Source organism: Thermus aquaticus, assembly GCF_001280255.1.
GTDB lineage: Bacteria > Deinococcota > Deinococci > Deinococcales > Thermaceae > Thermus > Thermus aquaticus.
This window is the reverse complement of sequence record NZ_LHCI01000106.1, coordinates 1-25,809: the sequence shown is the minus strand read 5'-3', so window position 1 is coordinate 25,809 and position 25,809 is coordinate 1. Positions and strand designations below refer to the sequence as shown.

29 protein-coding genes are annotated in these 25,809 nt (G+C 67.7%); 15 read left to right on the top strand and 14 right to left on the bottom strand.

Going from position 1 to position 25,809, the window contains the following annotated elements; translation table 11 throughout:
* The 7 genes from BVI061214_RS14150 to guaA all read right to left on the bottom strand — a co-directional run.
* Window positions 1–350 (bottom strand): transposase DNA-binding-containing protein (locus tag BVI061214_RS14150; RefSeq protein WP_428843230.1); only part of this gene is annotated, 350 nt, incomplete at its 3' end.
* 62 nt (window positions 351–412) lie between these two features.
* Window positions 413–685 carry a hypothetical protein gene (locus tag BVI061214_RS13365; protein WP_156303196.1) on the bottom strand — a complete coding sequence of 91 codons (273 nt, stop codon included), beginning with the start codon at window positions 683–685 and terminating at the stop codon, window positions 413–415.
* 208 nt (window positions 686–893) lie between these two features.
* Window positions 894–2,372: a hypothetical protein gene (locus BVI061214_RS01045; protein WP_053766945.1), complete on the bottom strand. Its 1,479-nt coding sequence runs from the start codon at window positions 2,370–2,372 to the stop codon at window positions 894–896.
* On the bottom strand, window positions 2,360–2,737 hold the full coding sequence (locus BVI061214_RS01040; protein WP_003045120.1) for a VOC family protein: 378 nt from the start codon (window positions 2,735–2,737) through the stop codon (window positions 2,360–2,362). The genes BVI061214_RS01045 and BVI061214_RS01040 overlap by 13 nt, the downstream gene beginning before the upstream one ends.
* Window positions 2,737–3,024: a glutamine synthetase/cystathionine beta-lyase binding protein gene (locus BVI061214_RS01035; protein WP_003045118.1), complete on the bottom strand. Its 288-nt coding sequence runs from the start codon at window positions 3,022–3,024 to the stop codon at window positions 2,737–2,739. Before BVI061214_RS01035 ends, BVI061214_RS01040 begins: the two co-directional genes overlap by 1 nt.
* Before the next feature lie 25 nt (window positions 3,025–3,049).
* Complete coding sequence (locus BVI061214_RS01030) at window positions 3,050–3,619, bottom strand: Uma2 family endonuclease (RefSeq protein WP_053766944.1); 570 nt, start codon at window positions 3,617–3,619, stop codon at window positions 3,050–3,052.
* Entirely contained in the window at window positions 3,619–5,130 is a 1,512-nt protein-coding gene (gene guaA, locus BVI061214_RS01025) for a glutamine-hydrolyzing GMP synthase (RefSeq protein WP_053766943.1), read from the bottom strand. The genes BVI061214_RS01030 and guaA overlap by 1 nt, the downstream gene beginning before the upstream one ends.
* Before the next feature lie 30 nt (window positions 5,131–5,160).
* Between guaA and BVI061214_RS01020 the strand changes: the two genes are divergently transcribed.
* From BVI061214_RS01020 to BVI061214_RS12805, 13 genes are all read left to right on the top strand, one after another.
* On the top strand, window positions 5,161–5,619 hold the full coding sequence (locus BVI061214_RS01020) for an S-ribosylhomocysteine lyase (protein ID WP_053766942.1): 459 nt from the start codon (window positions 5,161–5,163) through the stop codon (window positions 5,617–5,619).
* Window positions 5,616–6,293, top strand: coding sequence for a 5'-methylthioadenosine/S-adenosylhomocysteine nucleosidase (gene mtnN / locus BVI061214_RS01015; RefSeq protein WP_053766941.1), 678 nt, complete (start codon window positions 5,616–5,618; stop codon window positions 6,291–6,293). Before BVI061214_RS01020 ends, mtnN begins: the two co-directional genes overlap by 4 nt.
* Before the next feature lie 3 nt (window positions 6,294–6,296).
* The gene (locus tag BVI061214_RS01010) at window positions 6,297–7,220 is read left to right on the top strand and encodes a ribose-phosphate diphosphokinase (protein ID WP_003045104.1); all 924 of its coding nucleotides are present in this window, start codon (window positions 6,297–6,299) and stop codon (window positions 7,218–7,220) included.
* 52 nt (window positions 7,221–7,272) lie between these two features.
* Entirely contained in the window at window positions 7,273–7,890 is a 618-nt protein-coding gene (locus BVI061214_RS01005) for a 50S ribosomal protein L25 (RefSeq protein ID WP_053766940.1), read from the top strand.
* A gap of 61 nt (window positions 7,891–7,951) precedes the next feature.
* Window positions 7,952–8,506, top strand: a complete 555-nt coding sequence (gene pth, locus BVI061214_RS01000; RefSeq protein ID WP_053768545.1) for an aminoacyl-tRNA hydrolase — start codon at window positions 7,952–7,954, stop codon at window positions 8,504–8,506.
* Between the two features lie 15 nt (window positions 8,507–8,521).
* Window positions 8,522–9,481 carry a D-alanine--D-alanine ligase gene (gene ddl, locus BVI061214_RS00995; protein WP_053768544.1) on the top strand — a complete coding sequence of 320 codons (960 nt, stop codon included), beginning with the start codon at window positions 8,522–8,524 and terminating at the stop codon, window positions 9,479–9,481.
* A 21-nt stretch (window positions 9,482–9,502) separates the two neighbouring features.
* The gene (locus BVI061214_RS00990; RefSeq protein ID WP_053766939.1) at window positions 9,503–9,691 is read left to right on the top strand and encodes a hypothetical protein; all 189 of its coding nucleotides are present in this window, start codon (window positions 9,503–9,505) and stop codon (window positions 9,689–9,691) included.
* A gap of 8 nt (window positions 9,692–9,699) precedes the next feature.
* The gene (locus BVI061214_RS12810; RefSeq protein ID WP_156303194.1) at window positions 9,700–9,864 is read left to right on the top strand and encodes a hypothetical protein; all 165 of its coding nucleotides are present in this window, start codon (window positions 9,700–9,702) and stop codon (window positions 9,862–9,864) included.
* Window positions 9,848–10,894 (top strand): galactose-1-phosphate uridylyltransferase, encoded by a 1,047-nt coding sequence (gene galT / locus BVI061214_RS00985; RefSeq protein WP_053766938.1) that lies wholly within the window; start codon window positions 9,848–9,850, stop codon window positions 10,892–10,894. Before BVI061214_RS12810 ends, galT begins: the two co-directional genes overlap by 17 nt.
* On the top strand, window positions 10,891–12,378 hold the full coding sequence (gene glpK, locus BVI061214_RS00980) for a glycerol kinase GlpK (RefSeq protein WP_053766937.1): 1,488 nt from the start codon (window positions 10,891–10,893) through the stop codon (window positions 12,376–12,378). Before galT ends, glpK begins: the two co-directional genes overlap by 4 nt.
* A complete protein-coding gene (locus tag BVI061214_RS00975) occupies window positions 12,375–13,910 on the top strand; it encodes an FAD-dependent oxidoreductase (RefSeq protein WP_053766936.1) in 1,536 nt (511 codons plus the stop codon). Before glpK ends, BVI061214_RS00975 begins: the two co-directional genes overlap by 4 nt.
* 357 nt (window positions 13,911–14,267) lie before the next feature.
* Window positions 14,268–15,446: a Fic family protein gene (locus BVI061214_RS00970; protein ID WP_053766935.1), complete on the top strand. Its 1,179-nt coding sequence runs from the start codon at window positions 14,268–14,270 to the stop codon at window positions 15,444–15,446.
* The gene (locus BVI061214_RS12805; protein WP_156303193.1) at window positions 15,427–15,570 is read left to right on the top strand and encodes a hypothetical protein; all 144 of its coding nucleotides are present in this window, start codon (window positions 15,427–15,429) and stop codon (window positions 15,568–15,570) included. Before BVI061214_RS00970 ends, BVI061214_RS12805 begins: the two co-directional genes overlap by 20 nt.
* On the opposite strand, the gene ftsH is transcribed toward BVI061214_RS12805, so the two are convergent.
* Window positions 15,567–17,411 (bottom strand): ATP-dependent zinc metalloprotease FtsH, encoded by a 1,845-nt coding sequence (gene ftsH / locus BVI061214_RS00965; protein ID WP_053768543.1) that lies wholly within the window; start codon window positions 17,409–17,411, stop codon window positions 15,567–15,569. The two genes, BVI061214_RS12805 and ftsH, sit on opposite strands and share 4 nt — an antisense overlap.
* Before the next feature lie 74 nt (window positions 17,412–17,485).
* Here ftsH and BVI061214_RS00960 point away from each other — a divergent pair, with 74 nt between their 5' ends.
* Entirely contained in the window at window positions 17,486–18,841 is a 1,356-nt protein-coding gene (locus BVI061214_RS00960) for a CDC27 family protein (protein ID WP_053766934.1), read from the top strand.
* A gap of 44 nt (window positions 18,842–18,885) precedes the next feature.
* Here BVI061214_RS00960 and BVI061214_RS00955 read toward each other — a convergent pair whose 3' ends face one another.
* Both BVI061214_RS00955 and ruvB read right to left on the bottom strand, forming a co-directional pair.
* Window positions 18,886–19,923, bottom strand: a complete 1,038-nt coding sequence (locus BVI061214_RS00955) for a DUF4388 domain-containing protein (RefSeq protein WP_053766933.1) — start codon at window positions 19,921–19,923, stop codon at window positions 18,886–18,888.
* Window positions 19,920–20,891, bottom strand: a complete 972-nt coding sequence (gene ruvB / locus BVI061214_RS00950; RefSeq protein ID WP_053768542.1) for a Holliday junction branch migration DNA helicase RuvB — start codon at window positions 20,889–20,891, stop codon at window positions 19,920–19,922. Before ruvB ends, BVI061214_RS00955 begins: the two co-directional genes overlap by 4 nt.
* Before the next feature lie 30 nt (window positions 20,892–20,921).
* Between ruvB and panB the strand changes: the two genes are divergently transcribed.
* Window positions 20,922–21,704: a 3-methyl-2-oxobutanoate hydroxymethyltransferase gene (gene panB, locus BVI061214_RS00945; RefSeq protein ID WP_248841693.1), complete on the top strand. Its 783-nt coding sequence runs from the start codon at window positions 20,922–20,924 to the stop codon at window positions 21,702–21,704.
* A gap of 50 nt (window positions 21,705–21,754) precedes the next feature.
* Here the strand turns inward: panB and BVI061214_RS00940 are convergent, their stop codons facing one another.
* The 4 genes from BVI061214_RS00940 to BVI061214_RS13150 all read right to left on the bottom strand — a co-directional run.
* Window positions 21,755–22,261 (bottom strand): hypothetical protein, encoded by a 507-nt coding sequence (locus BVI061214_RS00940; protein ID WP_053766932.1) that lies wholly within the window; start codon window positions 22,259–22,261, stop codon window positions 21,755–21,757.
* Window positions 22,262–22,345: 84 nt separating this feature from the next.
* Window positions 22,346–23,107, bottom strand: a complete 762-nt coding sequence (locus tag BVI061214_RS13155; RefSeq protein WP_248841771.1) for a carboxypeptidase-like regulatory domain-containing protein — start codon at window positions 23,105–23,107, stop codon at window positions 22,346–22,348.
* Window positions 23,108–24,678: 1,571 nt separating this feature from the next.
* On the bottom strand, window positions 24,679–25,173 hold the full coding sequence (locus tag BVI061214_RS12800) for a hypothetical protein (RefSeq protein ID WP_156303192.1): 495 nt from the start codon (window positions 25,171–25,173) through the stop codon (window positions 24,679–24,681).
* Window positions 25,174–25,544: 371 nt separating this feature from the next.
* A partial coding sequence (locus BVI061214_RS13150) for a hypothetical protein (RefSeq protein ID WP_162207997.1) occupies window positions 25,545–25,809 on the bottom strand: 265 nt, incomplete at its 5' end.

The window sequence follows — 25,809 nt, the reverse complement described above, 5'->3', positions numbered from 1 at the left end:
AGAACCTCCTCACCCTCCAGGGCAGTCGCGCTCTCCTGATAGACCCGGTCAAGGAGGGCTTCTGCCTCCACCCGTGGGTTGGACAGGAAGCGGTAAAGGGCTTTGGCCTGGTGGAAGCGGTTCTGGAGGGGAGAAGGGAGCGAGGCCACCATCTCGCTCACCCGGGCTGAGCCTGCGGCCAAGGCGCCCCGCACCACCTCTTCAAACCGTCGGTGGAGGCGCTTATCGGGGGAAAACGCTCGCAAAACGGCCCGTGAACTCCTGGAGCCTGGCCTCGGCCACCTTGAGCATGTCCATGGATCACCCCCGGTACCAGATACGGGCTGCGCCCGCAAGGGGAGATTTACCACGAAACGGAGATGTGGGTAAAGTCCTGAACCTCTGCTTTGAGTTGGGTAAATTTGGCGTACATCTAGATGCCTCCTGTGAAAAAAGGGGGAGTGGGATTGCCGGATCCCAGTATAGGCCCACCACCATTCCCCCCAGGGGCGAACTCCCTCCAAACACCGGACCCCTCCGCAACCTGGGGGGAGGTATCGGTCGCCGCTCCCCGCCCGCAGCCCGCAATAAAGAGAACAACGAAGGCTGGGAGCGTCAAAAGCATTCTTGCATTCCAGGCGAAGGGCCTCACCTGGACCCGCTGCCTCCGGCCGCCGACCTTGACCTCCTGCACCTCCTTGAGCATCTCCTTCACCCCCTTACGGGTTGGCCCCAGGGTAGCAGGGGTGAGGTTACGCGGAGGTTACGTGGAAGGGGTTCCACACCTGGCCTCCCGCGTAACCTTCCTCGTGGCACCCCGGGGGCATGGGGGCAAGGTTCTTGGGCTTCTCCTCTTGGCCCGGCCTTCCGGGCCCGCTTTGGCCTGCCGGGTTCCCGACTGCTTTCCCCCAGCCTCACACCCCGTACTCCCGGCGGAGCCGCGCCACCCGGGCCCGGGCGATGGGGAGGCGGGGGTCTTCGGGAGGTAGCCTCTCCAGGAGGGCCTCCCAGACCTCCAGGTCCTCCCCCAGGCGCTCGGCCAGGAGGAAGAGGCTCTCTACCTCGCCCTGGGCCAGCACCGCCTGCTTCAGGGCCTCCTCCAGCTCCAGGCGGAGGGCCTCCACCCCGGGGGCCTGGCTTTGGGGAAGGAGGGGGCCCCGGTAGAGGGCCAGGGCCTCCTCCAGGTCGCCCCGGGAGAGGGCCCGGAGGAAGGCCGAGAGGTCCGAGGGGGGAGGGGTTTCCAGGCGGTAAGGGGAGGGGGAGACCCGGAGGCCCTTTTCCCGCAGGCGGTGGAGGAGGGCCTTCAAGGCCCCCAGGTTGGGCTCGCCGTAGAGGGCCTGGGCCAGGTCCTCCCCCCTCCACCCCTCTTTTCGGACGAGGAGAAGAACGAGGAGCTCTGCCTGGCGCAGGGGGAGGGGCCTGCCCCCAAGCCTCGGCTCCCCCAGGGCCTGGAAGTGGGCCGAAGGGCTTGCGGGCCAGAGAAACTCCTGCCCCCGCTTGGAGAGCTCTCCCAGGAGGGGGTGGGGCCTTCCCAGAAAGAGGAGGCCCCGCATGGCCTCCTCCGCCGCCTCCTCCAGGAGGAGGGGGAGGGCCCCAGCCACCCCTTCCCCGTCCCCCCGGTAAAGCCCCTGGGCCAGGGCGAGGAGGGCCTGGACGGGAGGCTCTTTGGCCCAGGGCCTCGCCGCCTGGAGGAAGGGGAGGGCCTCCTTCCCAAGGAGGCGCACCCCGGCAGGGGCGAGGTAGGGAAGGGCGGGAAGAGGGGCCTCCTCCAGGGCCTTCCGCAGGTAGGCCCGGGCGGTGGGCTCCTCCCCCTGGAGAAGGCGAAGGTGGGCCATGAGGAGGCGGGCGTAGAGCCCCGCGCCTCCCCTCGCGCTTCCCCTCAGGCTCAAAGGCTCCACCTGGCGGAGGAGGTCGGGGAGGGAAGGCTCCTCCGCTGCGAGAAGGCTGAGCCAGGCCCACTCCAGGAGGGCGGAGGGGGTGAACCCCCGGGCATGGGCCAAGGCGGCGTAGTCCAGGGCCTCCCTCAGGCGGCCGAGCCGCCTCAAGGCGCGGGCCAGGGCCAGGGCGAGGCGGCCCTGGGCCTGGGGGTCCTCGGTGCGCCGAAGGGCCTCCTCCAGGGCCAGGGCGCCCGCCCTCGGGGGGAGGGCCAGGCCCAGGTGGTAGAGGGTGAGGGGGGTCTGGGCCCTTCGGGCGGCCTCCAGGGCCAGGGCGCGGTAGGCCCGAAGGTTCCCCTTGCGGGCCTCCACGAAGCCCAAAAGGGCCAGGCGCTCGGCCTCCAGGGGGCCTTCTTGGGGGGTGAGGAGGAGAGCCTCCGCCTCCCGGTCCTTCCCCTCCTCCAAGAGGACGAGGGCTTGGGCTAGGGTATCCCCCACGCTTCCCCCTAAAGGCCCCATATCCTTCCGGGGGCCAGCTCCACCAGGTTGCCCGCAGGGTCTTGGGTGTAGAGGCTTTTCCCCCCGGGCCACTGGGCCCAAAAGACGGGGTAGCCCGCCGCCTTCAGGCGCTCTTCCCAGAGGGGAAGCTCCTCCTCTTCCACCCGGAAGGCCACGTGGACGCTTCCCCGGGCTCCATGCGGCGGGAGGGCTTCCTCCTTCTCCGTGAGGGCCGGGTTGAAGACCAGAAAGACCCCCCGCCCCGCGCGGAAGAAGGCGTGCCGGGGAGGCTTGAACTGAAAACAGGGAAGGCCCAGGACCCCCTCGTAGAAGGCCCGGGCCTTCTCCAGGTCTTCGGCGTAGACCGAGGTTTCCAGGACCTCCACTACTTGAGCCGGGCGATCAGGTCGGCCACGGGGATGGCCTCCAGGGTGGTGGTCTTGACGCTTCCCCTCGAGGCCAGGTGAAGCATGGCCCGGGCCACGGCCAGGCTGTCCTCTGCCTCCACGATGTTGACGAAGTCGTAGGGCCCCAGGACGGCGTACTGGGCCACCACCTTGACCCCGAAGTCCCGCTCCAGCTCCCCGTTCACCTCCTTGATGCGCTCGGGGTTCTTGACCAGGGTCTCGGCGCCGTCGTCCGTCAGGGTGCTCAGGACGATAAAGGTGGGCATAGGTTCACCTCCTTTCCCCTTCAGCCTACCCCCCTTGGGGCTCTAGGTCAACCCCAGCGTAGATGGCTTCCACGGAAAGGGCTCCTTCCAGGCAGGGGAGGATAAGCTCCCCCGCCTCGAGGGCCTGGTAAAGCACCTCCTCCCCTTCCTTGCGGTAGAGCTCCACCAGGGGCCTTTCGGCGCTCACCAGGAGGTAGCCCTTTAGGGAAGGGAGGGAAAGATAGCGCCAGAGCTTTTCCCTCCGGTCCACGGCCTCCATGTGGGGGGAGAGGACCTCCACCACCAGGCAGGGGGCTTCCTCGTAGAAGGGGTTTTCCGGGGGAGGGGCGCAGACCGCCATGAGGTCTGGGTAGTAGAAGGTGGCTTCCCCCACCCTCAGCTTCATGTCCGCCACGTAGAGGCGGCACCCCTTCCTGCGGGCCAGGGGATAGAGGAGGTAGTGGAGGTTGCTCACGACGAGGTTATGGGCCCGGCCCGCCCCGGCCATGGCGTAGGGGACGCCCTCCAGAAGCTCGTGCTTAACGGGGGAGGAGGCCTCCAGCTCCAGGTAGGCCTCCGGGGAAAGCCGCTTTAGGACCCTAGCGGGTTCGCCCATTACTCCCATTCTATGGTAGCGGGGGGCTTGGAGGTGATGTCGTAGACCACCCGCCCGATCTCCGGCACCCTACGGGTGATGCGCCGGGCGGCCTCGTCCAAAAACTCCAGGGGGAGCCTGGCCCAGTCGGCGGTCATGAAGTCCTCGGTGGTGACGGCCCTGAGGGCCAGGACGTGCCCGTAGCGCCGCTCATCCCCCGCCACGCCCACGCTCCTCAGGGGCGTGAGGACCGCCAGGGCCTGGGCCACCTTCTCGTAAAGCCCCCACTCCTTGAGGAGGTTGATGAAGATGTCGTCAGCCCTCCGGAGGACGGCCAGCCCCTCCTCCGTGACCTCCCCCAGGATGCGCACGGCCAGGCCGGGCCCGGGGAAGGGGTGGCGGAGGCGGATGGTGTCGGGGAGCCCCAGGAGGAGGGCCAGCTCCCGCACCTCGTCCTTGAAGAGGAGCCGGAAGGGCTCCAGAAGCTCAAAGGCCAGGTCCTCCGGCAGGCCTCCCACGTTGTGGTGGCTCTTGATCTTGGCCGCCCCGTGCCCGCCGGCGGACTCTATGACGTCGGGGTAGAGGGTGCCCTGGGCCAGGAAGCGGAAAGGCCCTCGTTCCCGGGCCACCTGGCTGAAGACCTCCACGAACGCCCGCCCGATGACCTGGCGCTTGGCCTCGGGGTCCTCCACGCCCTTTAGGGCCTTTAGGAAGCGGTCCTTGGCCTCCACCACCAGGAGGTTGACCCCAAGGGCCCTAAGGGCCCCTTCCACCTCCTCCCGCTCCCCTAGGCGCAAAAGCCCGTGGTCCACGAAGACGGCCAGGTGGTCCACCCCGGCCCGGGCCAGGAGGAGGGCCAGGGTGGAGGAGTCCACCCCGCCGGAGACGGCGAGAAGAACCCGCTCACTGCCCACCCGCTCCCGCACCTCTTTGAGAAGGTTTTCCAGGACGTGCTCCGGGGTCCAGTCCCGGCTGACCCCGGCCACCTCCAGGAAGTTTTCCAGGATCTGCAGGCCCTTGGGGGTGTGGGCCACCTCGGGGTGGAACTGGACCCCGAAAAGGGGGGCCCCTTCCGCCTCTATGGCGGCCACCGGGTTCTCCTCGGTCTCGGCCGCCACCCGCCACCCGGGGGGGAGCTCGGTGACGGCGTCGCTGTGGCTCATCCAGACCTGGACCTCGCCCCTTAGGCCATGGAAGAGGGGCCCGGAGTAGCGGGTGAGGAGGGCCTTGCCGTACTCCGCCCGCCCGGCGCGCTCCACCTTCCCCCCGAAGGCCTGGGCCATGAGCTGCATCCCGTAGCAGATGCCCAGGATGGGGAGGCCCTGGGCGAAGAGGCGGGGGTCGGGCCTGGGGGCGTCCTCCTCAAAGACGCTTTTGGGCCCCCCGGAGAGGATGAGGACCTCTGGCCTGTGCTTCAGGACCTCTTCCAGGGGGGCCGTGCCCGGGAGGATAAGGGAAAAGGCCCGGAGTTCCCGGAGCCTTCTCGCAATCAGTCTGGTGTACTGGGAGCCGAAGTCCAGGACCACCACCATAGGCCCCAGTCTACCGGTTACCATGGGGGCATGGCCGAGGTGGAGAGCTTTGGGCTAGACCACACCAAGGTCCAGGCCCCCTACGTGCGCCTGGCGGGCAGGAAGAGGGTGGCAAGCGGGGTGGTGGAGAAGTACGACCTGAGGCTGGCCCAGCCCAACCGGGAGGCCCTTCCCACGGCGGCCTTGCACACCCTGGAGCACCTTCTCGCGGGGTATATACGGGACCACCTCCCCGGGGTCATTGACCTCTCCCCCATGGGCTGCCGCACGGGCTTCTACCTGGTGGCCGAGGGGCCCCTGGAGGAAGAGGAGGTCCTCTTAGCCTTTGAGCGGGCCTTGAGGGATGTCCTCCTGCACCAGGGGCCCATCCCCGGGGCCAGCTTTAGGGAGTGCGGCAACTACCGGGACCACGACCTGGAAGGGGCCAAGGCCTGGGCGGAGAGGGTCCTCCGGGCGGGCCTCAAGGTCCAGCCCACCATACCCCTATGAGGGCCTTCTTCGCCGCCGAGCCCGAGGAGGCCCAGGCCCTGAGGGAGGCCCTGGGGGCTGGGGTGGCCCTCGAGGCCCCCTTTCCCCTCCACCTGGGGCAGGGGGTCCTGGTGGCGGAGACAGGGGTGGGCAAGGTGGCCGCCGCCATGGCCGTGGCCTACGTCCTGGCCCGCCACGCCCCCGAGGAAAGCTTCTTCCTGGGGGTGGCGGGGGCCCTGAACCCCGCCCTGAAGGCCCTGGACCTCCTCCTGGCCGAGAGGGCGGTCCAGTGGGACGTGGACCTCACCCCCTTCGGCCGCGCCCCCGGGGAGACGGCCTTTGGGGTGCGCTTCTTCCCCTCGGACCCCGGGCTTCTCGCCCGGGCGGAGGCCGCCGCTAGGGCCTTGGGCTTTCCCTGTAGGCGGGGCGTGGTGGCCACGGGGGACCGCTTCCTGGCCGACCCGGAGGAGGCCTCGAGGCTCCGCGCCCTCCACGGGGCGGACGCCGTGGAGATGGAGGGCGGGGCGGCGCTTATGGTGGCCTACCGCTTCCGCCACCCCATGGCCCTCCTCCGCGTGGTCACCGACGGGGCGGGGGAGGGGGCGGCTATGGACTTCCAGGCCTTCTTGAAGGCGGCCTCGAGGCGCCTTGGCCTCTTGGCCCGGGCCCTGGCCGCCTATACTGAGGAGGGATAGGCCATGGAAATCCGGCTCTTCACGGGGAATGCCCACCCCGACCTGGCCCGGCGGGTGGCGGAGGCCCTGGGGGTCCCTCTGGGCCAGGCCCTGGTGGACCGCTTTCCCGACGGGGAGGTGCGGGTAAGGCTTTTGGAGAGCGTCCGGGGGGACGATGTCTACCTGGTCCAACCCACCTCGCCTCCCGTCAACGACCACCTCATGGAGCTCCTCCTCCTGGCCGACGCCGCCCGGAGGAGCTCCGCCGCCCGCATCAACGCCGTGATCCCCTACTTCGGCTACGCCCGCCAGGACAAGCAGACCGAAGGCCGCGAGCCCGTGAGCGCCAAGCTGGTGGCGAGCCTCCTGGAAAGGGTGGGGGTCCACCGGGTCATCGCCATTGACCTCCACGCCCCCCAGATCCAGGGGTTCTTTGACATCCCCGTGGACCACCTCTCCGCCGTGCGCCTCTTCGCCCGCTACCTGAAGGAGCGGGGGTATGCGGAAAACGCCGTGGTGGTCTCCCCGGATGCCGGGAGGGCCGAGGAGGCCAGGCGGCTTGCGGAAAGGCTTGGCCTCCCCTTCGCCATGCTGGCCAAGCGCCGCCACGGGCCCCGGGAGACCTCGGTCACCTACGTGATCGGGGATGTGGAGGGGAAGAGGCCCCTTTTGGTGGACGACATCGTCTCCACCGGGGGTACCATCAGGCGGGGGGTGGAGGCCCTCCTTTTGGCGGGCGCTCTGCCGGAGATCGTGGTCCTGGCCACCCACGCCGTGCTAGTGGGCGGGGCCCGGGAGAACCTGGCCCACCCCGCCATAAGGGAGGTGGTCTTCACCGACACCATCCCCCTTAGGGACGGGGGCTACACCGTCCTCTCCACCGCCGAGCTTCTGGCCCAGGCCATCCGCCACGTGCACACCAACCAGTCCGTGAGCGCCCTCATCTAGGGGTGTGGTACACTCTTCTTCGTGTGCCCCTTTTGGGGCTTAGGGAGGAGCCATGGAGTACCGCATAAAAGCCTACTACCGCGAGGGGGAGAAGCCCCAGGCCTTGAGGCGGGCCGGCAAGCTTCCCGGGGTCATGTACAACAAGAGCCTGAACCGCAAGGTCTACGTGGACCTTTCGGAGTTTGACAAGGTCTTCCGCCAGGCCTCCATCCACCACGTGATCGTCCTGGAGCTTCCCGATGGGGAGGTGCCCACCCTGGTGCGCCAGGTGAACCTCAACAAAAGGCGCCGCCGCCCGGAGCACGTGGACTTTTTCGTCCTCTCCGATGAGCCCGTGGAGATGTACATCCCCTTGCGCTTCGTGGGCACGCCTGTGGGCGTGCGGGAAGGCGGGGTGCTTCAGGAGGTCCACCGGGATATATTGGTGCGGGTCTCCCCCCGCAACATCCCCGAGTTCATTGAGGTGGACGTCTCCGGCCTGGGCATCGGGGATAGCCTCCACGCCGCCGACCTCAAGCTTCCCGAGGGGGTAAAGCTGGCCATCAACCCGGAGGAGACCATCGCCGCCGTGGTGCCGCCCGAGGACGTGGAGAAGCTGGCCGCCGAGGCCGCCGAAGCGCCCCCTGAGCCCGAGGTCATCAAGAAGGGCAAGAAGGAGGAGGAGGCCTAGGCCTCAGGTGGCCTTCTTCAAGGGGCGGCCCGGTTTCGCCGCCCCTTTTCCTTGGAGGGGCATGTTCCTTGTGGTGGGGCAGGGCAACCCGGGGGAGGCCTACGCCAGGACCCGGCACAACGTGGGCTTCATGGTCCTGGACCGCCTGGGCCTTCCCTTCCGCAAGAAGGGGGAGGCCCTGGTGGCGGAGGCCAGGGGAGGGCTTTTCGTGAAGCCCCTGACCTACTACAACCTCACCGGGCGGGTGGTGGCCCCCCTGGCCCGGTTCTACAAGATCCCCCCGGAGAGGATCCTGGTGGTCCACGACGAGATGGACCTGCCCCTGGGCCGCCTCCGCTTTAGAGCGGGGGGGAGCGCCGCCGGGAACCGGGGGGTGGCCTCCATCGCCGAGGCCTTGGGCACCGCGGACTTTCACCGCTTGCGGATCGGCATCGGCAAGCCTCCGGCCAAGGAGCTGGGGGCGGCCTACGTCCTCTCGCCCTTTTCCGAGGAGGAGGTGCCCATTCTGGCCAGGGTCCTCGAGGCGGCCGAGAAGGCGGTCTGGTGCTGGGTGGAGGAGGGGCTTCTCCCTTGCGCCGGTCGCTTCAACGGCCTGGACCTGAGGTCCGGTGGGTAAGCTTGAGGCATGGAGATTCGCGTTCTTCTCATCGCCGGCGGTAAGAGCCCCGAACACGAGGTCTCCTTGGCCTCGGCGGAAGGGGTCTTGAAGCACATGCCCTTTCCCACGGAGCTGGCCGTCATCGCCAAGGACGGGGCCTGGCTTCTGGGGGAGGAGGCGTTGAGGGCCCTGGAGGCCAAGGTGGCCCCCAAGGGGGAGCACCCCTTCCCGCCTCCTTTGGACTGGGACCGCTACGGGGTGGTCTTCCCCCTCCTCCACGGGCCCATGGGCGAGGACGGCACCATCCAGGGCTTCTTGGAGATGCTGGGCAAGCCCTACGTGGGGGCGGGGGTGGCGGGAAGCGCCCTGTGCATGGACAAGGACTTTTCCAAGCGGGTCCTGGCCCAGGCGGGGATTCCCGTGGTGCCCTGGGTGGCCCTCTACCGGGGGGAGACCCCCCTGGTGCCCTTTGAGCCTCCCTTCTTCGTCAAGCCCGCCAACACCGGCTCCAGCATCGGCATCTCCAGGGTGGAGCGCTACGCCGACCTGGAGGAGGCCCTGGAGGAGGCCTTCCGCCACGACCGGAAGGCGGTGGTGGAGAAGGCCCTTTCCGGGGTTAGGGAGCTGGAGGTGGGGGTTTTGGGGAACGTCTTCGGGGAGGCCAGCCCCGTGGGGGAGGTGCGCTACGAGGCCCCCTTTTACGACTATGAGACCAAGTACACCCCGGGCCGGGCGGAGCTCCTCATCCCCGCCCCCCTGGACCCAGGGACCGAGGAGACGGTGCAGGAGATGGCCCTGAAGGCCTACAAGGTCCTGGGCCTCAGGGGCATGGCCCGGGTGGACTTCTTCCTGGCGGAGGGTGAGCTTTACCTGAACGAGGTGAACACCATCCCCGGCTTCCCCCCCACCAGCATGTTCCCCCGCCTCTTCCTGGCCAAGGGGCTCACCTACCCTGAGCTTCTAAGGCGCCTGGTGGAGCTGGCTCTGAGCTAAGGGGCCGCCTTCTTCCACCTCATGGAGGCCTGGGAGGCCCCCCTAGAGGTCCAGGCCGCTTTGGCCCCCGTGCAGGAGGCCCTGAGGCACCCGCCCTCGGGGGCCTACCGCCTGGTGGGGGAGGCCTGGGAAGGGGAGAGGCTCTGGTTCCGGCACGAGGTGGCCCTCACCTACCTGCCCCCCCTCCTGCCCCAGGGGGTGGCCTGGTAGCCTGAGGCATGGACCCGGAAGCCTGGAACCGCCTGCGCCGCTTCATGGAGGAAATGGGGTTCGGCCGCTTCTTCGTGGCCCGGCCCGAGAACTTCGCCTGGCTTTTGGGCGGGGAGAACACCTACCGGCTTCAGGTGGGGGAGGAGGTTTTGGACTATGCCTGCGTTTTATAAACGCCACCACCGCAAGGCCGACGGGCGGGAGCTGATCCTCTATAGCCTCTCGCCCCTCACGGCCGAGGCCCTCCCTGAGCCCTTGGAGGCCTTCGGGCCCGCCCCCCACCTCCGCTACCACCCCCTGCGGCGGGAGGGGGGGGTCTACGCTGCCCATCGGCAGGAGCGGACCTTTTTGCCCCCCAAGGAGCACTGCCCCCTCTGCCCGAGCCGGGAGGGGAGCTTCCCTACCGAGATCCCCTTCCCCGAGTTCCAGGTGGCCGTCTTTGAGAACCGCTTCCCCTCCCTGGTGCCGGGCCCGCCCCCGCCCCCCGAGGGGCTTCCCGTGGCCGTGGGGGAGGCCTTAGGGCGGTGCGAGGTGGTGGTCTACACCATGGCCCACACGGGTAGCCTGGCTTCCCTCTCCGAGGAAGAGCGGCTTCTTCTGGCCTGGGTCTGGCGGGAGCGGTACCAGGCCCTCTACGCCATGGAGGGGGTGCGCTTCGTCATGCCCTTTGAAAACCGCGGGGAGGCGGTGGGGGTCACCCTCCACCACCCCCACGGGCAGATCTACGCCTACCCCTTCGTGCCCCCCGTTTTGGAGCGGGAGAGCCAGGCCTTCCGGGAAGGGGCGGTCCTCCTGGACCTCTTCCCTCACCTGGACCCTTACGCCGTGGACCAGGAGGAGGGCTTTCTGGCCTTCGTTCCCCCCTTCGCCCGCTACCCCTTTGAGGTCTGGGTGGCCCCAAGGGAGCGCCACCCCGGCCCCTGGACCTTCTCGGAAGGGGATATGGCCGCCTTCGCCCGGCTTTTGGGCCGGGTGGTGGCCCGGTACGACGCCCTTTACGGGGAGCCTTTCCCCTACGTGATGGTCTTCCACGCCGCCCCCTTGGGGGAGGAGGGCACCTTCCACTTCCACGTGGAGTTCTACCCACCCAGGCGGACCCGGGATAAGCTGAAGTTTCTCGCGGGCACGGAGCTGGGGGCGGGGACCTTTGTGGTGGACGCCTTGCCGGAGGAAACGGCGAGGCTTTTGCGGGAGGCGCTATGAGGTACCTTTTGGCCTTAGACCAGGGCACCACCTCGAGCCGGGCCATCCTCTTCACCCTCCAGGGCGAGGTGGTGGCGGTGGGGCGGCGGGCTTTCCGGCAGCTCTACCCCAGGCCGGGCCTGGTGGAGCACGACCCCTGGGAGATCTGGGAAAGCCAACTTCTCGCCGCCCAGGAGGCCCTGAAGGCGGCGGGGGTGGGGGCGGAGGAGGTTTTGGCCCTGGGCCTCACCAACCAGCGGGAGACCACTTTGGTCTGGGACAGGGCCACGGGGAGGCCCCTCTACAACGCCATCGTCTGGCAGGACCGGCGCACGGCCCCCTTGTGCGAGGCCTTTAAGGAGAAGGGCCTCGAGCCCCTCTTCCGGGAACGGACCGGCCTCCTCCTGGACCCCTATTTCTCGGGGACGAAGCTCCTGTGGCTTTTGGAGAACGTCCCCGAGCTTCGGGAGAAGGCCGAGCGGGGCGAGGCCCTCTTCGGCACCGTGGACACCTGGCTCATCTGGAACCTGACCGGGGGAAAGGTCCACGCCACCGACCCCACGAACGCCAGCCGCACCCTCCTCTTCCGCCTGGACCGCCTGGAGTGGGACGGGGAGCTTCTGGACCTCCTAAAGGTTCCCCGGGCCATGCTTCCCGAGGTGCGCCCTTCGGACGGGGACTTTGGCGAGACCCTGCCGGAGCTTTTTGGGGCCTCCATCCCCATCCGCGGGGTTCTCGGGGACCAGCAGGTGGCCCTCTTCGGCCAGGCGGCCCTCTTGGCGGGGGAGGGGAAGTGCACCTACGGCACCGGGGCCTTTCTGCTTCTGAACACCGGGGAGCGGGCCATCCCTTCCCGGAAGGGCCTCCTCACCACCGTGGCCTGGAGCCTGGGCGGGAAGGCCACCTATGCCCTGGAGGGGAGCGTCTTCGTGGCCGGGGCGGCCGTGGGCTGGCTGAAGGAGGTGGGCCTCATCGCCGAAAGCCGCGAGGTGGAGGCCCTGGCCCGGAGCGTGGAGGACACGGGCGGGGTCTACCTGGTCCCCGCCTTCACCGGCCTCGGGGCCCCCTACTGGGACCCCTACGCCCGGGGGGCCATCCTGGGCCTCACCCGGGGGACCACCGGGGCCCACCTGGCCCGGGCGGCCTTGGAGGGGGTGGCCTTCCTGGTGGCCGACGTGGCCGAGGCCATGGCCGAGGAGGCGGGGCTTCCCCTCGAGGAGCTTAGGGTGGACGGGGGCATGGCGGAAAACGATCTCTTCCTCCAGATCCAGGCGGACCTCCTGGGGAGGCCGGTGGCCCGGCCCCGGGTGACGGAGACCACGGCCTTGGGGGCGGCCCTCATGGCCGGGGTGGGGGCGGGGGCCTTGGACCCGGAGGGGGTGAGGAGGGCCTGGAGCCTGGAGGCCCGCTTCCTGCCCAAAATGCCCGAGGACCGCCGCCAGGCCCTCAGGCGGGGCTGGCAACGGGCGGTGGAGCGGGCTTTAGGCTTCGCCAGGGGGACATGATGGACCGGGAAGCCCTCTGGGCAAGGCTCAAGGAGCCCTTTGACCTCCTGATCCTGGGCGGGGGGGCCACGGGGGCCGGGGTTCTGTGGGAGGTCACCTTGAGGGGCCTGAAGGCCGCTTTGGTGGAGGCCCGGGACTTCGCCTCAGGGACCAGCTCTAGGAGCACCAAGCTCCTCCACGGGGGGGTGCGCTACTTGGAGTTAGCGGTGAAGCGGCTGGACGCCCGCCAGCTCCGGCTGGTCCGGGAGGCCCTGGGGGAAAGGAAGGTGGTCCTGGAGCTGGCTCCCCACCTGGCCCGGCCCCTCACCCTCCTCACCCCCCTCTTCCGCCCCCTGGAGATCCCCTACTACTGGGCGGGCCTCAAGCTCTACGACCTCCTTTCGGGCAAGAGGCGCCTGGGCCAAAGCCGCTACCTCCCCCCAAAGGCGGTGCGGGACCTCTTCCCCGACCTCCCCCCCACCCTGGGGGCCGTGGCCTACCAGGACGGCCAGTTCGCCGACCACCGCCTGAACCTGGCCCTGGTCCTCTCGGCCCTGGAGCGGGGGGCGGTAGCCCTCAATTACGCCGAGGCCAAGGCCCTCCTTTGGGAAGGGGGGCGGGTTCGGGGAGCGGTGGTGCAGGACCGCCTCACGGGAAAGGAGGTGGAGGTCTTTGCTAAGGCGGTGGTGAACGCCACCGGCCCCCTGGCCGATGGGGTGCGCCGCCTTCTGGACCCGGACCTTCCCCCCCTCCTCACCCCCTCCAGCGGGGTCCACCTGGTCCTGGACTACCCCCTGAAGGCGGGCCTCCTCATCCCCAGGACCCGGGACGGGCGGGTCCTCTTCCTCCTGCCCTACCGGGGCATGGCCCTCCTGGGCACCACCGACCTCCCCGCCGAGCCCGCCTTCTGCCCCCTTCCCCGGGAGGAGGAGGTGGCCTACCTCCTGGAGGAGATCCGCCCCTACCTGGGGGACCTCTCGGGCCGGGTCCGGGCCTCCTGGTCGGGCCTGAGGCCCCTGGTGGGGAAGGGGGAGACCCGGCTATTGGTGCGGGACCACCACATAGAGGAGCTCCGGGGCCTCTACACCCTGGTGGGGGGGAAGTGGACCACCTTCCGCCTCATGGCCCTGGACCTGGTGGAGAGGATCGCCAAGGACCTGGGCCTTTCCCTTCCTCCCTCCACCTCCCACACCACCCCCCTGCTGGGAGCGGGGGAGAGGCCCCTTTTGGACCTCCCCGAGGCGGTGGCCCGGCACCTTTACGAGACCTACGGCACCCTGGCGGGGGAGGTGCTGGTCCTGGGGGAGAGGCCCCTCCTTCCCGGCCTCCCCTACCTGGAGGGGGAGGTGGTGTGGGCGGTGCGCCAGGAGCTCGCCGCTAAGCCCATGGACGTGCTGGCCCGGAGGCTGGGCCTCGCCCTGCTGGACCGGGAGAAGGCCCTTTCGGCCCTGCCCCGGGTGGTGGAGATCATGGCTCCCCTCCTGGGCTGGGACGAGGGGCGGGCCCAGGCGGAGCTTAGGGAGGCCAGGGAGGCCCTCCCTGGGCTTTGCTAAGCACCCCACCCGCGGCTTTCGCCGCGGTGGGGGCCCCAGAAAAGCCCTTAGCCCGGACTTGGGCACCCCGTGTTGTGAAACCAAAAGTGCAGGCACTTAGAGGCTGTCGTAAAAGGGTGGTATCCGTTTGCCAAGGACTATGAGGAAAACCCTCGGGTAAGCGAAACCTCGAAACCTGGGTCTGTCTGGGCAAGCTACGATTGGTGGTGAAGCGGCTGGCCAGGGCCGTGTAGCTGCCTGTGGAGGACTTTTACGACAGCTTCTAGTCTAGCAGGAGACTAGCGGGCTCTTATAGTACGGGAGTATCACACGCCAAGTCCTATGATACAAGAGGGGGGAGTTAGTATCATAAAGGCCGTGCGCCCGGAGGACTTCGCCCCCCAGGCCCCGGGGAAGCTTTTAGCCATCGGCCGAGGCTTGTACGCCTTTCTGCCAGACCCCTTACCTCCCCGGTTGGAGTGGAACCAGCGGCTCGTTCTCCTTCTTGACGAGGCCGGTAGGGCCCTTGGGGAACTGGCGGGGCTTTTGCGCCAGCTCCCCAACCCCTACCTGTTCATCCGTCCCTTCATCCAGAAGGAAGCGGTGCTCTCTTCCCGCATAGAGGGGACGCAGGCGGGCTTGCTGGACGTTTACGCCCTCGAGGCCCAGGTGCCCTTGTTCCCCTCCCCGGAGCTCAGGGAAGATGCCCAGGAGGTGCTCAACTACATCCGCGCCCTGGAGCGGGGGAGGGAGCTTCTCCAGGAGATACCCCTGTCCCTAAGGCTCCTCAAGGAGGTCCACGCGGTTCTCCTGCGGGGGGTGCGCGGAGGGGGGCGGGCCCCGGGGGAGTTCCGCCGGGCCCAGAACTGGATCGGTCCACCGGGAAGTTCCTTGGAGGAAGCCCGGTACGTTCCCCCTCCTCCCGGCCCCATGCTGGAGGCCCTGGATGCCCTGGAGCGCTTCTGGAACAGCGACCACAAGCTTCCGCCCCTCGTGGAGATCGCCCTGGTCCACTACCAGTTTGAGGCCATACACCCCTTCCTGGATGGAAACGGCAGGATTGGGCGGCTCCTCATCACCCTGATGCTTTTGGAGAGGGGGCTCTTACCGGAGCCTGCCCTCTACCTCTCCGCTTACTTTGAACGGCACCGAAACCTCTACTACGACCTTCTCCTCGGGGTGAGCCAGCGGGGAGCCTGGGAGGACTGGTTGGCCTTCTTCCTGGAAGGGGTGCGCACGGAGGCCAAGGACGTGGCGGCTCGGGCCAGCAGGCTCCTTGACCTCTGGAGGGAGTGGCGGGAAAGGTACGGACGCAAGGGGGGGAGCGCCCACATCCTGGGGTTATTAGACCTTCTCTTTGAGCGCCCAGTGTTGACCGTTCCTCTGGTCAAGGACCGCCTTGAGATCACCCACGCCTGGGCGAACAGGCTGGTGCAGAGGCTGGAAAAAGACGGCATTCTGACAACCATCAGCAAAAGGAAGCGCAACAGGCTTTACGCTGCCCAGGAGATCCTGAAAATCTTGGAGGAGGCCCGCCATGCTCAGAAAGCTGATTGAGGTCGCCCTGCCCCTCGAGGCCATCAACAAGGAGGCCAAGTACCCCACCCGCGGCGAAAGCCGCGGCCAGGAACCTTTTGCCGGGGCCCCCATGCTGGCGCAAGCCAGCATGGGGTGGTATTAGCCCTCCTGGCTCTTCTGGACGGGGGCGGTTTCCTTCAGAATGGCCCGGACCCTCTCCCCGGGGATGGTCTCCTCTCTTAGAAGCTCCTCGGCGATCCTGTGCATGGCCTCGGCGTGCTCCAGGAGGACCTGGCGGGCCCTGGCGTAGGCCTCGTCCAGGATGGCCCGGATGTCCTGGTCAATGAGGCGGGCAGTCTCCTCGGAGTGGTCCTTCTTCTTGGCGATCTCCTCCCCCAGGAAGATGGGCCCCGAGTCCGAGCCCCAGGCGATGTTCCGGAAGTGCTCCCCCATGCCCCAGTCCAGGACCATGCGCTTGGCGAGCCCCGTGGCCCGCTTGAAGTCGTCCTGGGCCCCGGTGGTCACGGTGCCGGTGAAGAGCTCCTCGGCGGCCCGGCCCGCCATAAGGACGGAAAGCTCGTCCATCAGGTGCTCCCGGGAGACCAGGACCCTTTCCTCGGGCTTGCTCCAGCGGGCTCCCAGGGCCATCCCCCGGGGGACGATGGAGACCTTTTCGGTTTTGTCGGCGTGGGGGAGAACCTCCCCCACGACGGCGTGCCCCGCCTCGTGGTAGGCTACGGCCCGCTTTTCCTCCTCGGAGAGCTTTAAGGTGGGCCGCTCCAAGCCCAGGACGATCTTGTCCAGGGCCTTGAGGAAATGCTCCTTGCGGATCCTTTTTTCCTCGTTCCGGGCCGCCATCAGGGCGGCCTCGTTGACCAGGTTCTTGAGGTCCGCTCCGGAGAAGCCGGGGGTGAGGTGGGCCAGCTCCAGGGCGTCCACGTCCTCGGCCACGGGCTTGCCCCGCAGGTGCACCAGGAGGATCTCCTTGCGCTCCTCCAGCGAGGGCAGACCCACCACCACCTGGCGGTCAAAGCGGCCCGGGCGCAGAAGGGCGGGGTCCAGGATGTCGGGGCGGTTGGTGGCCGCCAGGACGATGACCGAGGTGTCCTTCTCAAAGCCGTCCATCTCCGAGAGGATCTGGTTCAGGGTCTGCTCCCGCTCGTCGTGGCCGCCCCCGATCCCCGCCCCCCGCTTTCTGCCGATGGAGTCCAGCTCGTCTATGAAGATGATGCTGGGGGCGTTTTTGCGGGCGTCCTCAAAGAGGCTCCGCACCCGGCTGGCCCCCACGCCTACGAACATCTCCATGAACTCGCTGGCGGAGACGGAGAAGAAGGGGACCCCGGCCTCCCCGGCCACGGCCCGGGCCAACAGGGTCTTGCCCGTGCCCGGGGGGCCCACCAGGAGGACCCCTTTGGGGATCTCCGCCCCCAGCTCCAGGTACTTCTTGGGGTTTTTGAGGAAGTCCACCACCTCCATGAGCTCCCTTTTGGCCTCCTCGTGGCCGGCTACGTCCTTGAAGGTGGTGTTAACCCGCTTCTCCTTGCCGTAGAGCCGGGCCCGGCTCTGGCCGAACTGCATCACCTGGCCCGCCCCGCCCTGGGCCCGCATGAAGAAGAACCAGAAGAAGGCGATGAGGAGGAGGGTGGAGCCCACGTAGAGGAGGACCTGGGGCCAGAGGGAGGGGGGTTTGGTGACCACCTTGACCCCGTTTTCCTCCAGGAAGCGCAGAAGCTCGGGGTCCTGGACCGCCACGGGGGGCAGGGGGACCTGAAAGCGCCGGGCCACCCTTTCCCCTTGGGGGGTGGGGAAGCGCTCGGGCGCTTTTAAAAGCCCCAGGATCCGGGTCTCCTCCAGGGTCACCTCGGCCACCTTGCCCTGGCGCACCAGCTCCCGGAACTCGGTGTAGGCCAGGGTGGGGGCCGGGGGGCCGGTCAGGCTGGTGTAGGCCAGATAGCCCAGAAGGAGCAGAAAGATTAGGGTGAAGGGGTTGATTCGCTGCGGCAACATCTACCTCCCAAGCTCCTATGGTAGCGCCTGGCCGGTGAGAGGACTGAGGGCCGTGGTATCCTTTAGCGGCGATGAGGGGGGTCCTCGAGGCCCTGCACCAGGGGGACTACGACACCGCCATTGAGCGCCTCACCCGCAAGGCCCTCTTCGGCCGGAAGGAAGAGGCCAAGGAAGCCCTCCTCCTTTTGGCCGAGGTCCACAGCCTCTACGGGGAGGAGGGCCTGGAGAAGGCCCACCGGGCCCTGGAGGAGGCCTATGAGCTGGGGGAGCTGGAGTATAGCCCCCTCTACCGGGCCCTATTGGGGGAGCTTCTGGCCCTCGAGGGGCGCTCCGAGCGGGAGGTCCTCCCCCTCTTCTTGCCCACGGAGGACCCCCGGGCCCGGTACCACCAGGCCCAGGCCCTCTTTTACCTGGGGCGGTTTGAGGAAGTCCTGAACACCCTTAGGCCGGGGCTTCCCGCCTTTTTGGCCTGGCGGGCCGAGGGACTCAAGGGGCGGGCCCTGGAGCGGCTTGGGCGGCACCGGGAGGCCGCTTTGGCCTACGAGCGGGGGGCGGAGCTGGCTTTGGGCCTGGAGCGCTACTGGCTCCTTCTGGACGCCGCCGCCATGTGGCTGGAGGCCGGGGAAGGGGAGAGGGCCCTCCTGGCCCTGGAGGAGGCCAAGGCCGTGGTGGGGGAGGGGGAAGGGGCAGAGGACGCCGCCACCCGCCACTACCTCCTGGCCCGGGCCCACCTCCTCCTGGGCAACCCCAACCGGGCCTTGGAGGAGGCCAGAAGGGCCCTGGAAGAGGAGGAGGAAAGCGGCCACAAGGCCTACGGTACCCCCCTGGTGGCGGCCCAGGCCCTCTTGCAGCTCGGGCGGTACCAGGAGGCCATGGAGGCCTACGAGGAGGCCCTGCGGCGGGCCGAGGCGGGGGAGAGGCCCTACGTCCTCCACGAGATGGGGGTGGCGGCCCTGGACCAGGGGGCTTACCTGGAGGCCGAGGGGTATCTGAGGGAGGCCCTGCGGGAGGAGGCTTACCCCTACCGGGCCCAGGTCTGGGCCGACCTGGCGGAGGCCCTCTACCGCCAGGGGCGCTACGGGGAGGCGGAGGAGGCCGCCAAGGAGGCCATGGCCCTGGGGGCCGAGGCCTCGGGGGAGCTGATCCTGGGCCACATCGCCTACGACCTCATGCACCTAGAGGAGGCCCTCGCCCACTACCGCCAGGCGGCGGAGCGGGCCGAGGAGGGAAGCCGGGAGTGGGTGGGGGCCCAGGAGATGGTGGTGGACACCCTGGTCCAGCTGGGCTACCGCTCCCCCGAGGAGATCCTGGTCCGGGCCGAGGCGGTTCTGCCCCACGTCCACCCCGCGGACGAGTGGCACCAGGCCCTTCTGGCCTACAAGGAGCGGGCGGAGGCCCTCCTCAGGGAGGGGCGGCGGCCCAACTGAGTACCCCACCGCGGCTTTTGCCGCGGTGGGGGCCCCAGAAAAGCCTAGCGGGCCCCTTGCCGCAAGGGCTCCAGAGCCTTCAGCACCTCCTGGGCTCTGAGGGGCTTGGGCAGGTGGAGGAGCCGAAGGGGCCTGGCGAGGAGGCCGGGCGGGGTGTCGCTCACCAGGTAGATGGAGGCCAGTCTCCCCTCGAGGGTGGCCCGCACCCTCCTGGCCGCCTCCAGGGCCCTTTCCCCCTGAAGGATGACCCCCTTGGGCCGCTCCTTCAGGAGCCGGAGGAGGCCCTCCTGGTCCTTGGCCAGAAGGACCCGGAAGCGGTGGGCCTCCAAAAGGTAGAGGAGAAGCCGCCTGACCACGCCGCTTTCCGCCAGGACCACTACCAGGGGGTCCTCGGCCAGGAGGGTGGAGGGGCGGACCAGGCCCCGGCTTTTCAGCTCGTGGAGGAGGTGGTAGACCCCCTCTTCGGGAAGGCCGGAGAGGAGGGCCACGCTCCTGGCCCGCCGGACCCCGTCCAATAGCTCCAGCACCGCCCAGGCCTCCGGGGAAAGGGGGTGGCGAGTGGGGTCTTCCGCCAGGTGGAGGACCTCGTCGGGGTCCACCTGGCCCCGCCGCCACTCGTCCAGAAGGCGGGCGGCCTCCATCAGGGTCCAGTCCGTGTCCAGGGTCTGGGGAAGGGCCACCTGGCTCCCCTCGTCCAGGGGCTCGGCCAGAACCTCCCCCTCCTTTTCCCCCAGCAGGGTGGCCAGGGCCTCGAGGACCTGGGCCTTTAGCGCCTCAAGAAGCTCCTCCTCCCCGATGAGGCCCAGCTCCAGGGCCAGGGCCCCCAGAGGGGTCCCGGGGCTTTCCCGGCCCTGGCGCTCCACCAGGGTTTGGACCTCCTCCAGGGTGAGGTGGCCCAGGCGCACCAGGTACTCCCCCAGGTGGGGGCCGGGCTCGGTGCGGGCGTAGAGGATCCGGCCCCCATAGAGGTGGACCCGGCCGTAGATCCGCCCCTGGAAGCTCACCACGGCGCTCTTCCGCCCCACGCTCAGGGCCTTCAGAAGCTCCCCCAGGTCCAGCTCCGCCAGGCTGGCGCGGATCATAGGAGGGGTTCCACGGGAGGCGGGTAGCCCAGGTGGCGGTAGGCCCTTTCCGTGGCCACCCTCCCCCGGGGCGTGCGCTTGATGAGGCCCTGCTGGATGAGGTAAGGCTCGTGGACCTCCTCCAGGGTGCCCGGGTCCTCGGAGAGGGCGGTGGCCAGGGTCCCCAGGCCCACCGGCCCCCCGCCGAAGCGGCCGATCAGGACCTCGAGGATCTCCCGGTCCCGCTTCTCCAGCCCCAGCTCGTCCAGGCCTAGGGCGTTTAGGGCTTCCTTAGCCCTCTCCCCGGTGATCACCTCCTCCCCCGCCACCTGGGCGAAGTCCCGCACCCGGCGGAAGAGCCTCTTGGCGATGCGCATGGTCCCCCGGCTCCGCTTGGCGATCTCCCGGGCGGCCTCCTCGGTGATGCCCACCCCCAGGAGCCTGGCGTCCCGCTTCACCCCTTCCATGAGCTCCTCCAGGGTGTAGTACTCCAGGTGCTCCACGATGCCGAAGCGGCTACGGAGGGGCGCGGTGATGAGGCCCGGGCGGGTGGTGGCCCCGATCAGGGTGAAGCGGGGAAGCTCCAGGCGCACCGTCCTGGCGGCGGGGCCCTGGCCGATGACGATGTCCATGACGAAGTCCTCCATGGCCGGGTAGAGGTGCTCCTCCGCCTGGCGGCTTAGGCGGTGGATCTCGTCAATGAAGAGGATGTCCCCCTCCTCCAGGGAGTTGGCCAGGATGGCGGCCAGGTCCCCGGGCTTCTCTATGGCCGGGCCCGAGGTGGTGCGGATGTTGACCCCAAGCTCGTAGGCGATCACGTGGGCCAGGGTGGTCTTGCCCAGGCCCGGCGGCCCGAAGAGGAGGAGGTGCTCCAAGGGCTCTCCCCGGGCCTTGGCGGCCTCCAGGTAGACCTTGAGCTTCTTCTTCAGGCGCTCCTGGCCGATGTACTCGTCCAGGGTCTTGGGCCTCAGGGTCAGGTCCTCGTACACGGCCACGCCCCCTCATGATAGCCTTTTCCCGTGCGCACGGTGAAGGACTTCCGGGAGGCTAAGGGCAAAAGGCTCGTCTACCTCACCGCCTACGATTACCCCACCGCCCGCCTATGCGAGGCCGCCGGGGTGGACGCCATCCTGGTGGGGGACTCTTTGGGCATGGTGGTCCTGGGCCACCCCTCCACGGTGCCCGTGACCCTCGAGGAGATGCTCCACCACACCAAGGCGGCCCGCCGGGGGGCCCCGAACACCTTCCTGGTGGCCGACCTTCCCTATCTCAGCTACGCCACCTTAGACCGGGCCCTCTTGGCGGCGGAGAGGCTTATCAAGGAGGGCGGGGCCAACGCCGTGAAGCTGGAGGGCGGGGAGGAGGTGGCGGAGATCGTCCAGGGCCTCACCCGGGCCGGGGTGCCGGTCCTGGGGCACGTGGGCCTCACCCCCCAGACGGCGAGCCAGCTTGGGGGCTACAAGCTTCAGGGAAAGCGCCCGGAGGAGGCGGAGAGGATCCTTAGGGGGGCTTTGGCCCTCGAGGCCGCCGGGGCCTACGGGGTGGTCCTGGAGATGGTCCCCGCCCTTCTGGCCAAGGAGATCACCGAAAGGCTTTCCGTCCACACCGTGGGCATCGGCGCGGGCCCCCACACCGACGCCCAGGTCCTGGTCTTCCACGACGTGGTGGGGCTTTACGGGGAGTTCAAGCCCCGCTTCGTCAAGCGCTACCTGGAGGCGGGGCGGCTCATCCAGGAGGCCCTGAGCCAGTACGTGGCCGAGGTCAGGGAGGGGGTGTTCCCGGGCGAGGAGCACAGCTTCTGAACCGAGAAAGCGAGGGGCCGGGTTGAGCCCGGCCCCTTAGGGTTAGTGGGTTACTGGGCCATGAGGGTGTAGGTGATGACCACTTGGTAAGCGCCGGCGATGATGGGGGTGTCGGGGATGCTGACGCGGACCTTGAAGGAGGCTTCCTTAGCGGAGACGTTCTTGATGCCGGTGATGAGGTCGGCGGGGGAGGTGCTGAGGGGCACGTCCTGGGTGGGGCCGGTGCCCGCCTGGGTGGAGAAGCCGGTGGCGAGGATGCTGGCCTGGAGGGTGGCGCCCTGAGGTGCGGAGAAGCTGGCGGCGGCGACAACTTTGCGGAGGGCGTTGGCGTTGGTGGTGAAGCGGAGGGTGGTATCAAAGTCCTTTTGGTAGTTGCCGGCCTTGATGACCTCGGGGTCGGTGATGGAGTCGGACTGGGTTTTTCCGGCGACGACCACGAGTTCTTCCAGGGTGTCCACTTTGATGGAGAGGGTCTGGGTGTCGCTTGCCTGGGCGAGGGCCAGGGTGCCGAGGGCCATGGTGCCGATGAGGGCCAGCTTCTTGATCATGTTCTTCATCTTCGTCACCTCCTGTGGGTTCGGGGTATCTCAACCCCTACGCTTTAGAGGGTAGGGGGAGGTTGTGTCAAAGTTGTGGCGGGCTCAGAGAGACTCCTCTTCCTCAAACTGGATGGGACGAGGGAGAGGGTAGAGGCGGAACTCCAAAGCAACGTTTGCCCCGGAGGTTATCTCTACTTCCTGGAAGTCGGGTTCCAGGCGGTAGGCTCCGGGGAAACGGTCAAAGAAGATGCGGATCTGCCAGCGTCCGGGGGTTAGGGCGCCGAAGTAAAAGGTGCCCTGGCCATCCGTGTAACGGCGGATTATCTGGTCTCCTTGCCGGGCCTCCACGAGGAGGCTAGCTAAGAGCTTCTCCGGGTTTAAGTCGGGGATCCCGTATATCACCCCCGGCTCGGGTTCCGGCAGAACAAGACGAATCCGCCCCCGTACTACGCCTGTGGGCATTAGGGTCAGGTCCAGGCGGACTTCCTCACCGGCCTTGACTGCTAGGCGCAGAGGCAACGGCGGTTGGCTCAGATACCCGGTGCTAAGGAAGGCCAGCACGTGCTCGCCTTCGGGTACGGCGGGAAACCAGAAGCGGCCTTCAGCGTCAGTCCGGGTAGCCAGGCGTCCCAGGGTCAGGTAGAGTCCCTCTATGGGTTCTCCCCCAGGATTTCGCACCTGACCGCTTACCTGACCGAGGCCGGGCTTTAGGTATAGGGGGAGGCGAAAGGCTAAGGCATAGCTGGTGCGCCAGCGAAACCCCTGGGAGTTTATTTCCGCTTCATAGGTTAGCGTACCTTCCCCCAAGGGAACCTCTCCATCTACGGCTGCGCCTGGGTTCCAGGAGGACCCATGCCAGTTCATGGTCAAGGCCAGACTTTTCAACGCTGGGTTACCAGGGAAAACTAGGCCGGCTTGGGCCTGAAGGGTGGGGGAAGCTCCTAAGGTTCCCCGAAGCCGGGCATAAAGACCTTGTGCTTCTCGCCACTCCAGATTTAAGGACCAGAGTTCCCCTTGCCACGAGACTTCCCCTGAAAGGCGGTCCTTAGGAGTCGGCCAAGGAAGGATGAAGCCCGCAGTCACGTCCTTTCTCCCCACGCTTTTAGGTGCGCTTTCCAGGCTGGCCCGCAAGTAAACTTGGCTGAAGCTTTCCAAGGAACGGCTGAGACCGAAAGCGAGATTCCAGCCTTCTCCCCGCCTCGAGGCTCCCCAGTCCAGTTGCCATGGAGGAAGGCCTACGCTAAGCCTGGCCTCGCTTTCCCCTCCAGGGCCTTCAGCCACGTCAAGAAGGGCGCGGCGGTGCCAGACCTGGGCCTCCAGCAGTAGGGGTTTCGCTTCACTGGTGCAGTCCTCTTCCAAAGGACAGGGTTCGGCCAAAAGGAAGGCCTTACGGTAGGTCACCCTAACTCCCAGCAAGGGCACGCCTTGGCGGCTAAGCGCTTCCAAGGTTAGGCGAAAGGGAGGGGATTTCCAGGTGGCGCTAAGCTGAGCGGCCGACGCCGCCAGCGCCGTCTGGACTTCCCAGGGTTCGTCCTGCCAGGAGGTCTTTAGCGAAAGGCCTTGGGCATCCAGGCGGGCTTCTCCAAAAAAGGGATCCTTACGATAGCTAATCCCTACTTCGCTAGGTTTTAGGCGGAAGTCCAGGAGGTCCTTGGCTCCTGAGGCGGTGGGGCCTCTGGCTGTGAGCGCATAGGTCCAACCCCTAGGGGTGTACTCTAGGACCAGCCGAGCAGGCAAGGTGTGAAACCTCTCAAGGAGTGTTCCGGGTTTGGGAAGGAGGGTGACGTTGGCGGTGGCCGCAGCCCGTACACCCTCCCCTTCTGCTTCCAGACGGACAAAGTCCACGGCCACCTCTCCGGTGGGGGGCTGGGGACGGAGGGTCACGGATACCTTAGCTTCTTGCCCTGGGTCTAGCTCTAGTGCCGCAGGCGCCACACCCTCTACCTTGCTGAGGGTCGCCCAGGCCTTAAGGGTAACCCGCTCCTTCCGTGTACCCCGATTAGCCAGCAGAAACATGGCCTTGTAAGGTCCATCAGCCCAGGGGGGCGCCTCCGCTACGGTCAAGTGTAGGGCCCGCACCCCCTGGACGCGTACCCGGCTGGCTGCTTGGACAGAACCCACTTGCAAAAGGATGGTGTGCATTCCTTCGGGGGTGGAGGGGGGTGGTTGGATCACCAGAAGGAGAGTGGTTGCCTGGCCTTCCGGCACATTGATGACCTCCTCGGGGGGCAAAAGGAGGGTCCAGCCTGGGGGTAGTTGGACCTTTACCGGGCCATGAAGGGGCCCTGTGGCCCGGAAGAGGAGGGAGATGGGGCGGGAGGGGAGAGTCTCTGGATGGTTTAAGGCCTCGAGGCGCCCCCCCGGGTTTTGGGCAAGTCCAAGGCTAAGGTAGAGATACCATAGCACCCCCACGACGAGCGCCCAGAGTTTCCGCCTCATTCCTTTAGGCTAAAGCGGTAGCGTTTTCCAAAGATAAACGCTCCGCCGCCGTCCAGGACCAAGGCCGCTTGGTAGGTCCCAGGAGCCAGCTTGGGGAGGGAAAGCCGGAGTAGGATCGCCGAGTCGGGGGGGAGCGTAACGGGACCTTCCTGCAGAGAGGTGACGGCACTCCCATCTTCCCGAAAGAGTTCCAGTCGCACCATGGGGCGGATGTAGCGATCCCCGGAGTTGCCAACTTCCACCTCCAAAGTCGCTTCCTTTTCTCCGGTTACCAAGCGGGCCTTGGGAAAAGCGATTTTGGGTTCCCCCGTATTGCCGATGTTGACGAGAACCTGGACAGCGTAGCGGAGACGCTGGGCTATGGCTATGCCCACGGGAGCTTCACCAGGGGCCTGGGGTTCGGGTTCAGCCGCTTCGGCGAAGATGACGCTAAAGTACGTTCCGGAAAGCTTATTGTCCTGGGGTATGCGGATCTGATAGCTGACCGCCACCTGACCCCCAGGGGGAAGGGCAACTTCCGCCTGGGAGAGGGTAACCCAGGAGGCGTTGGACCGAGGGTGGGTTCCGGGGGGGAGAAACTCGGGTCCCTCGGGTCGGAGGCGGTAGTCTCCTTGGCTCAGGCGGACCACAAGAGGGGCGTTGGTGTTGTTGACCAGAACTACTTGGCTGCTGGCCACCTCTCCTGGGATCAAGCGGAACTCCTCCACTAGGGGGCTGGCTATGTGGAAGCTCTGGGCGAGGGCACTGGCCAAGGCTACAAGGCCGGGGAAGAAGATTCTTTTTGTAGCTCGCATAGGGCTCATAAGGGTTCCCCTTCAGTATAAGGGGGCCGGGTTGAGCCCGGCCCCTTAGGGTTAGTGGGTTACTGGGCCATGAGGGTGTAGGTGATGACCACTTGGTAAGCGCCGGCGATGATGGGGGTGTCGGGGATGCTGACGCGGACCTTGAAGGAGGCTTCCTTAGCGGAGACGTTCTTGATGCCGGTGATGAGGTCGGCGGGGGAGGTGCTGAGGGGCACGTCCTGGGTGGGGCCGGTGCCCGCCTGGGTGGAGAAGCCGGTGGCGAGGATGCTGGCCTGGAGGGTGGCGCCCTGAGGTGCGGAGAAGCTGGCGGCGGCGACAACTTTG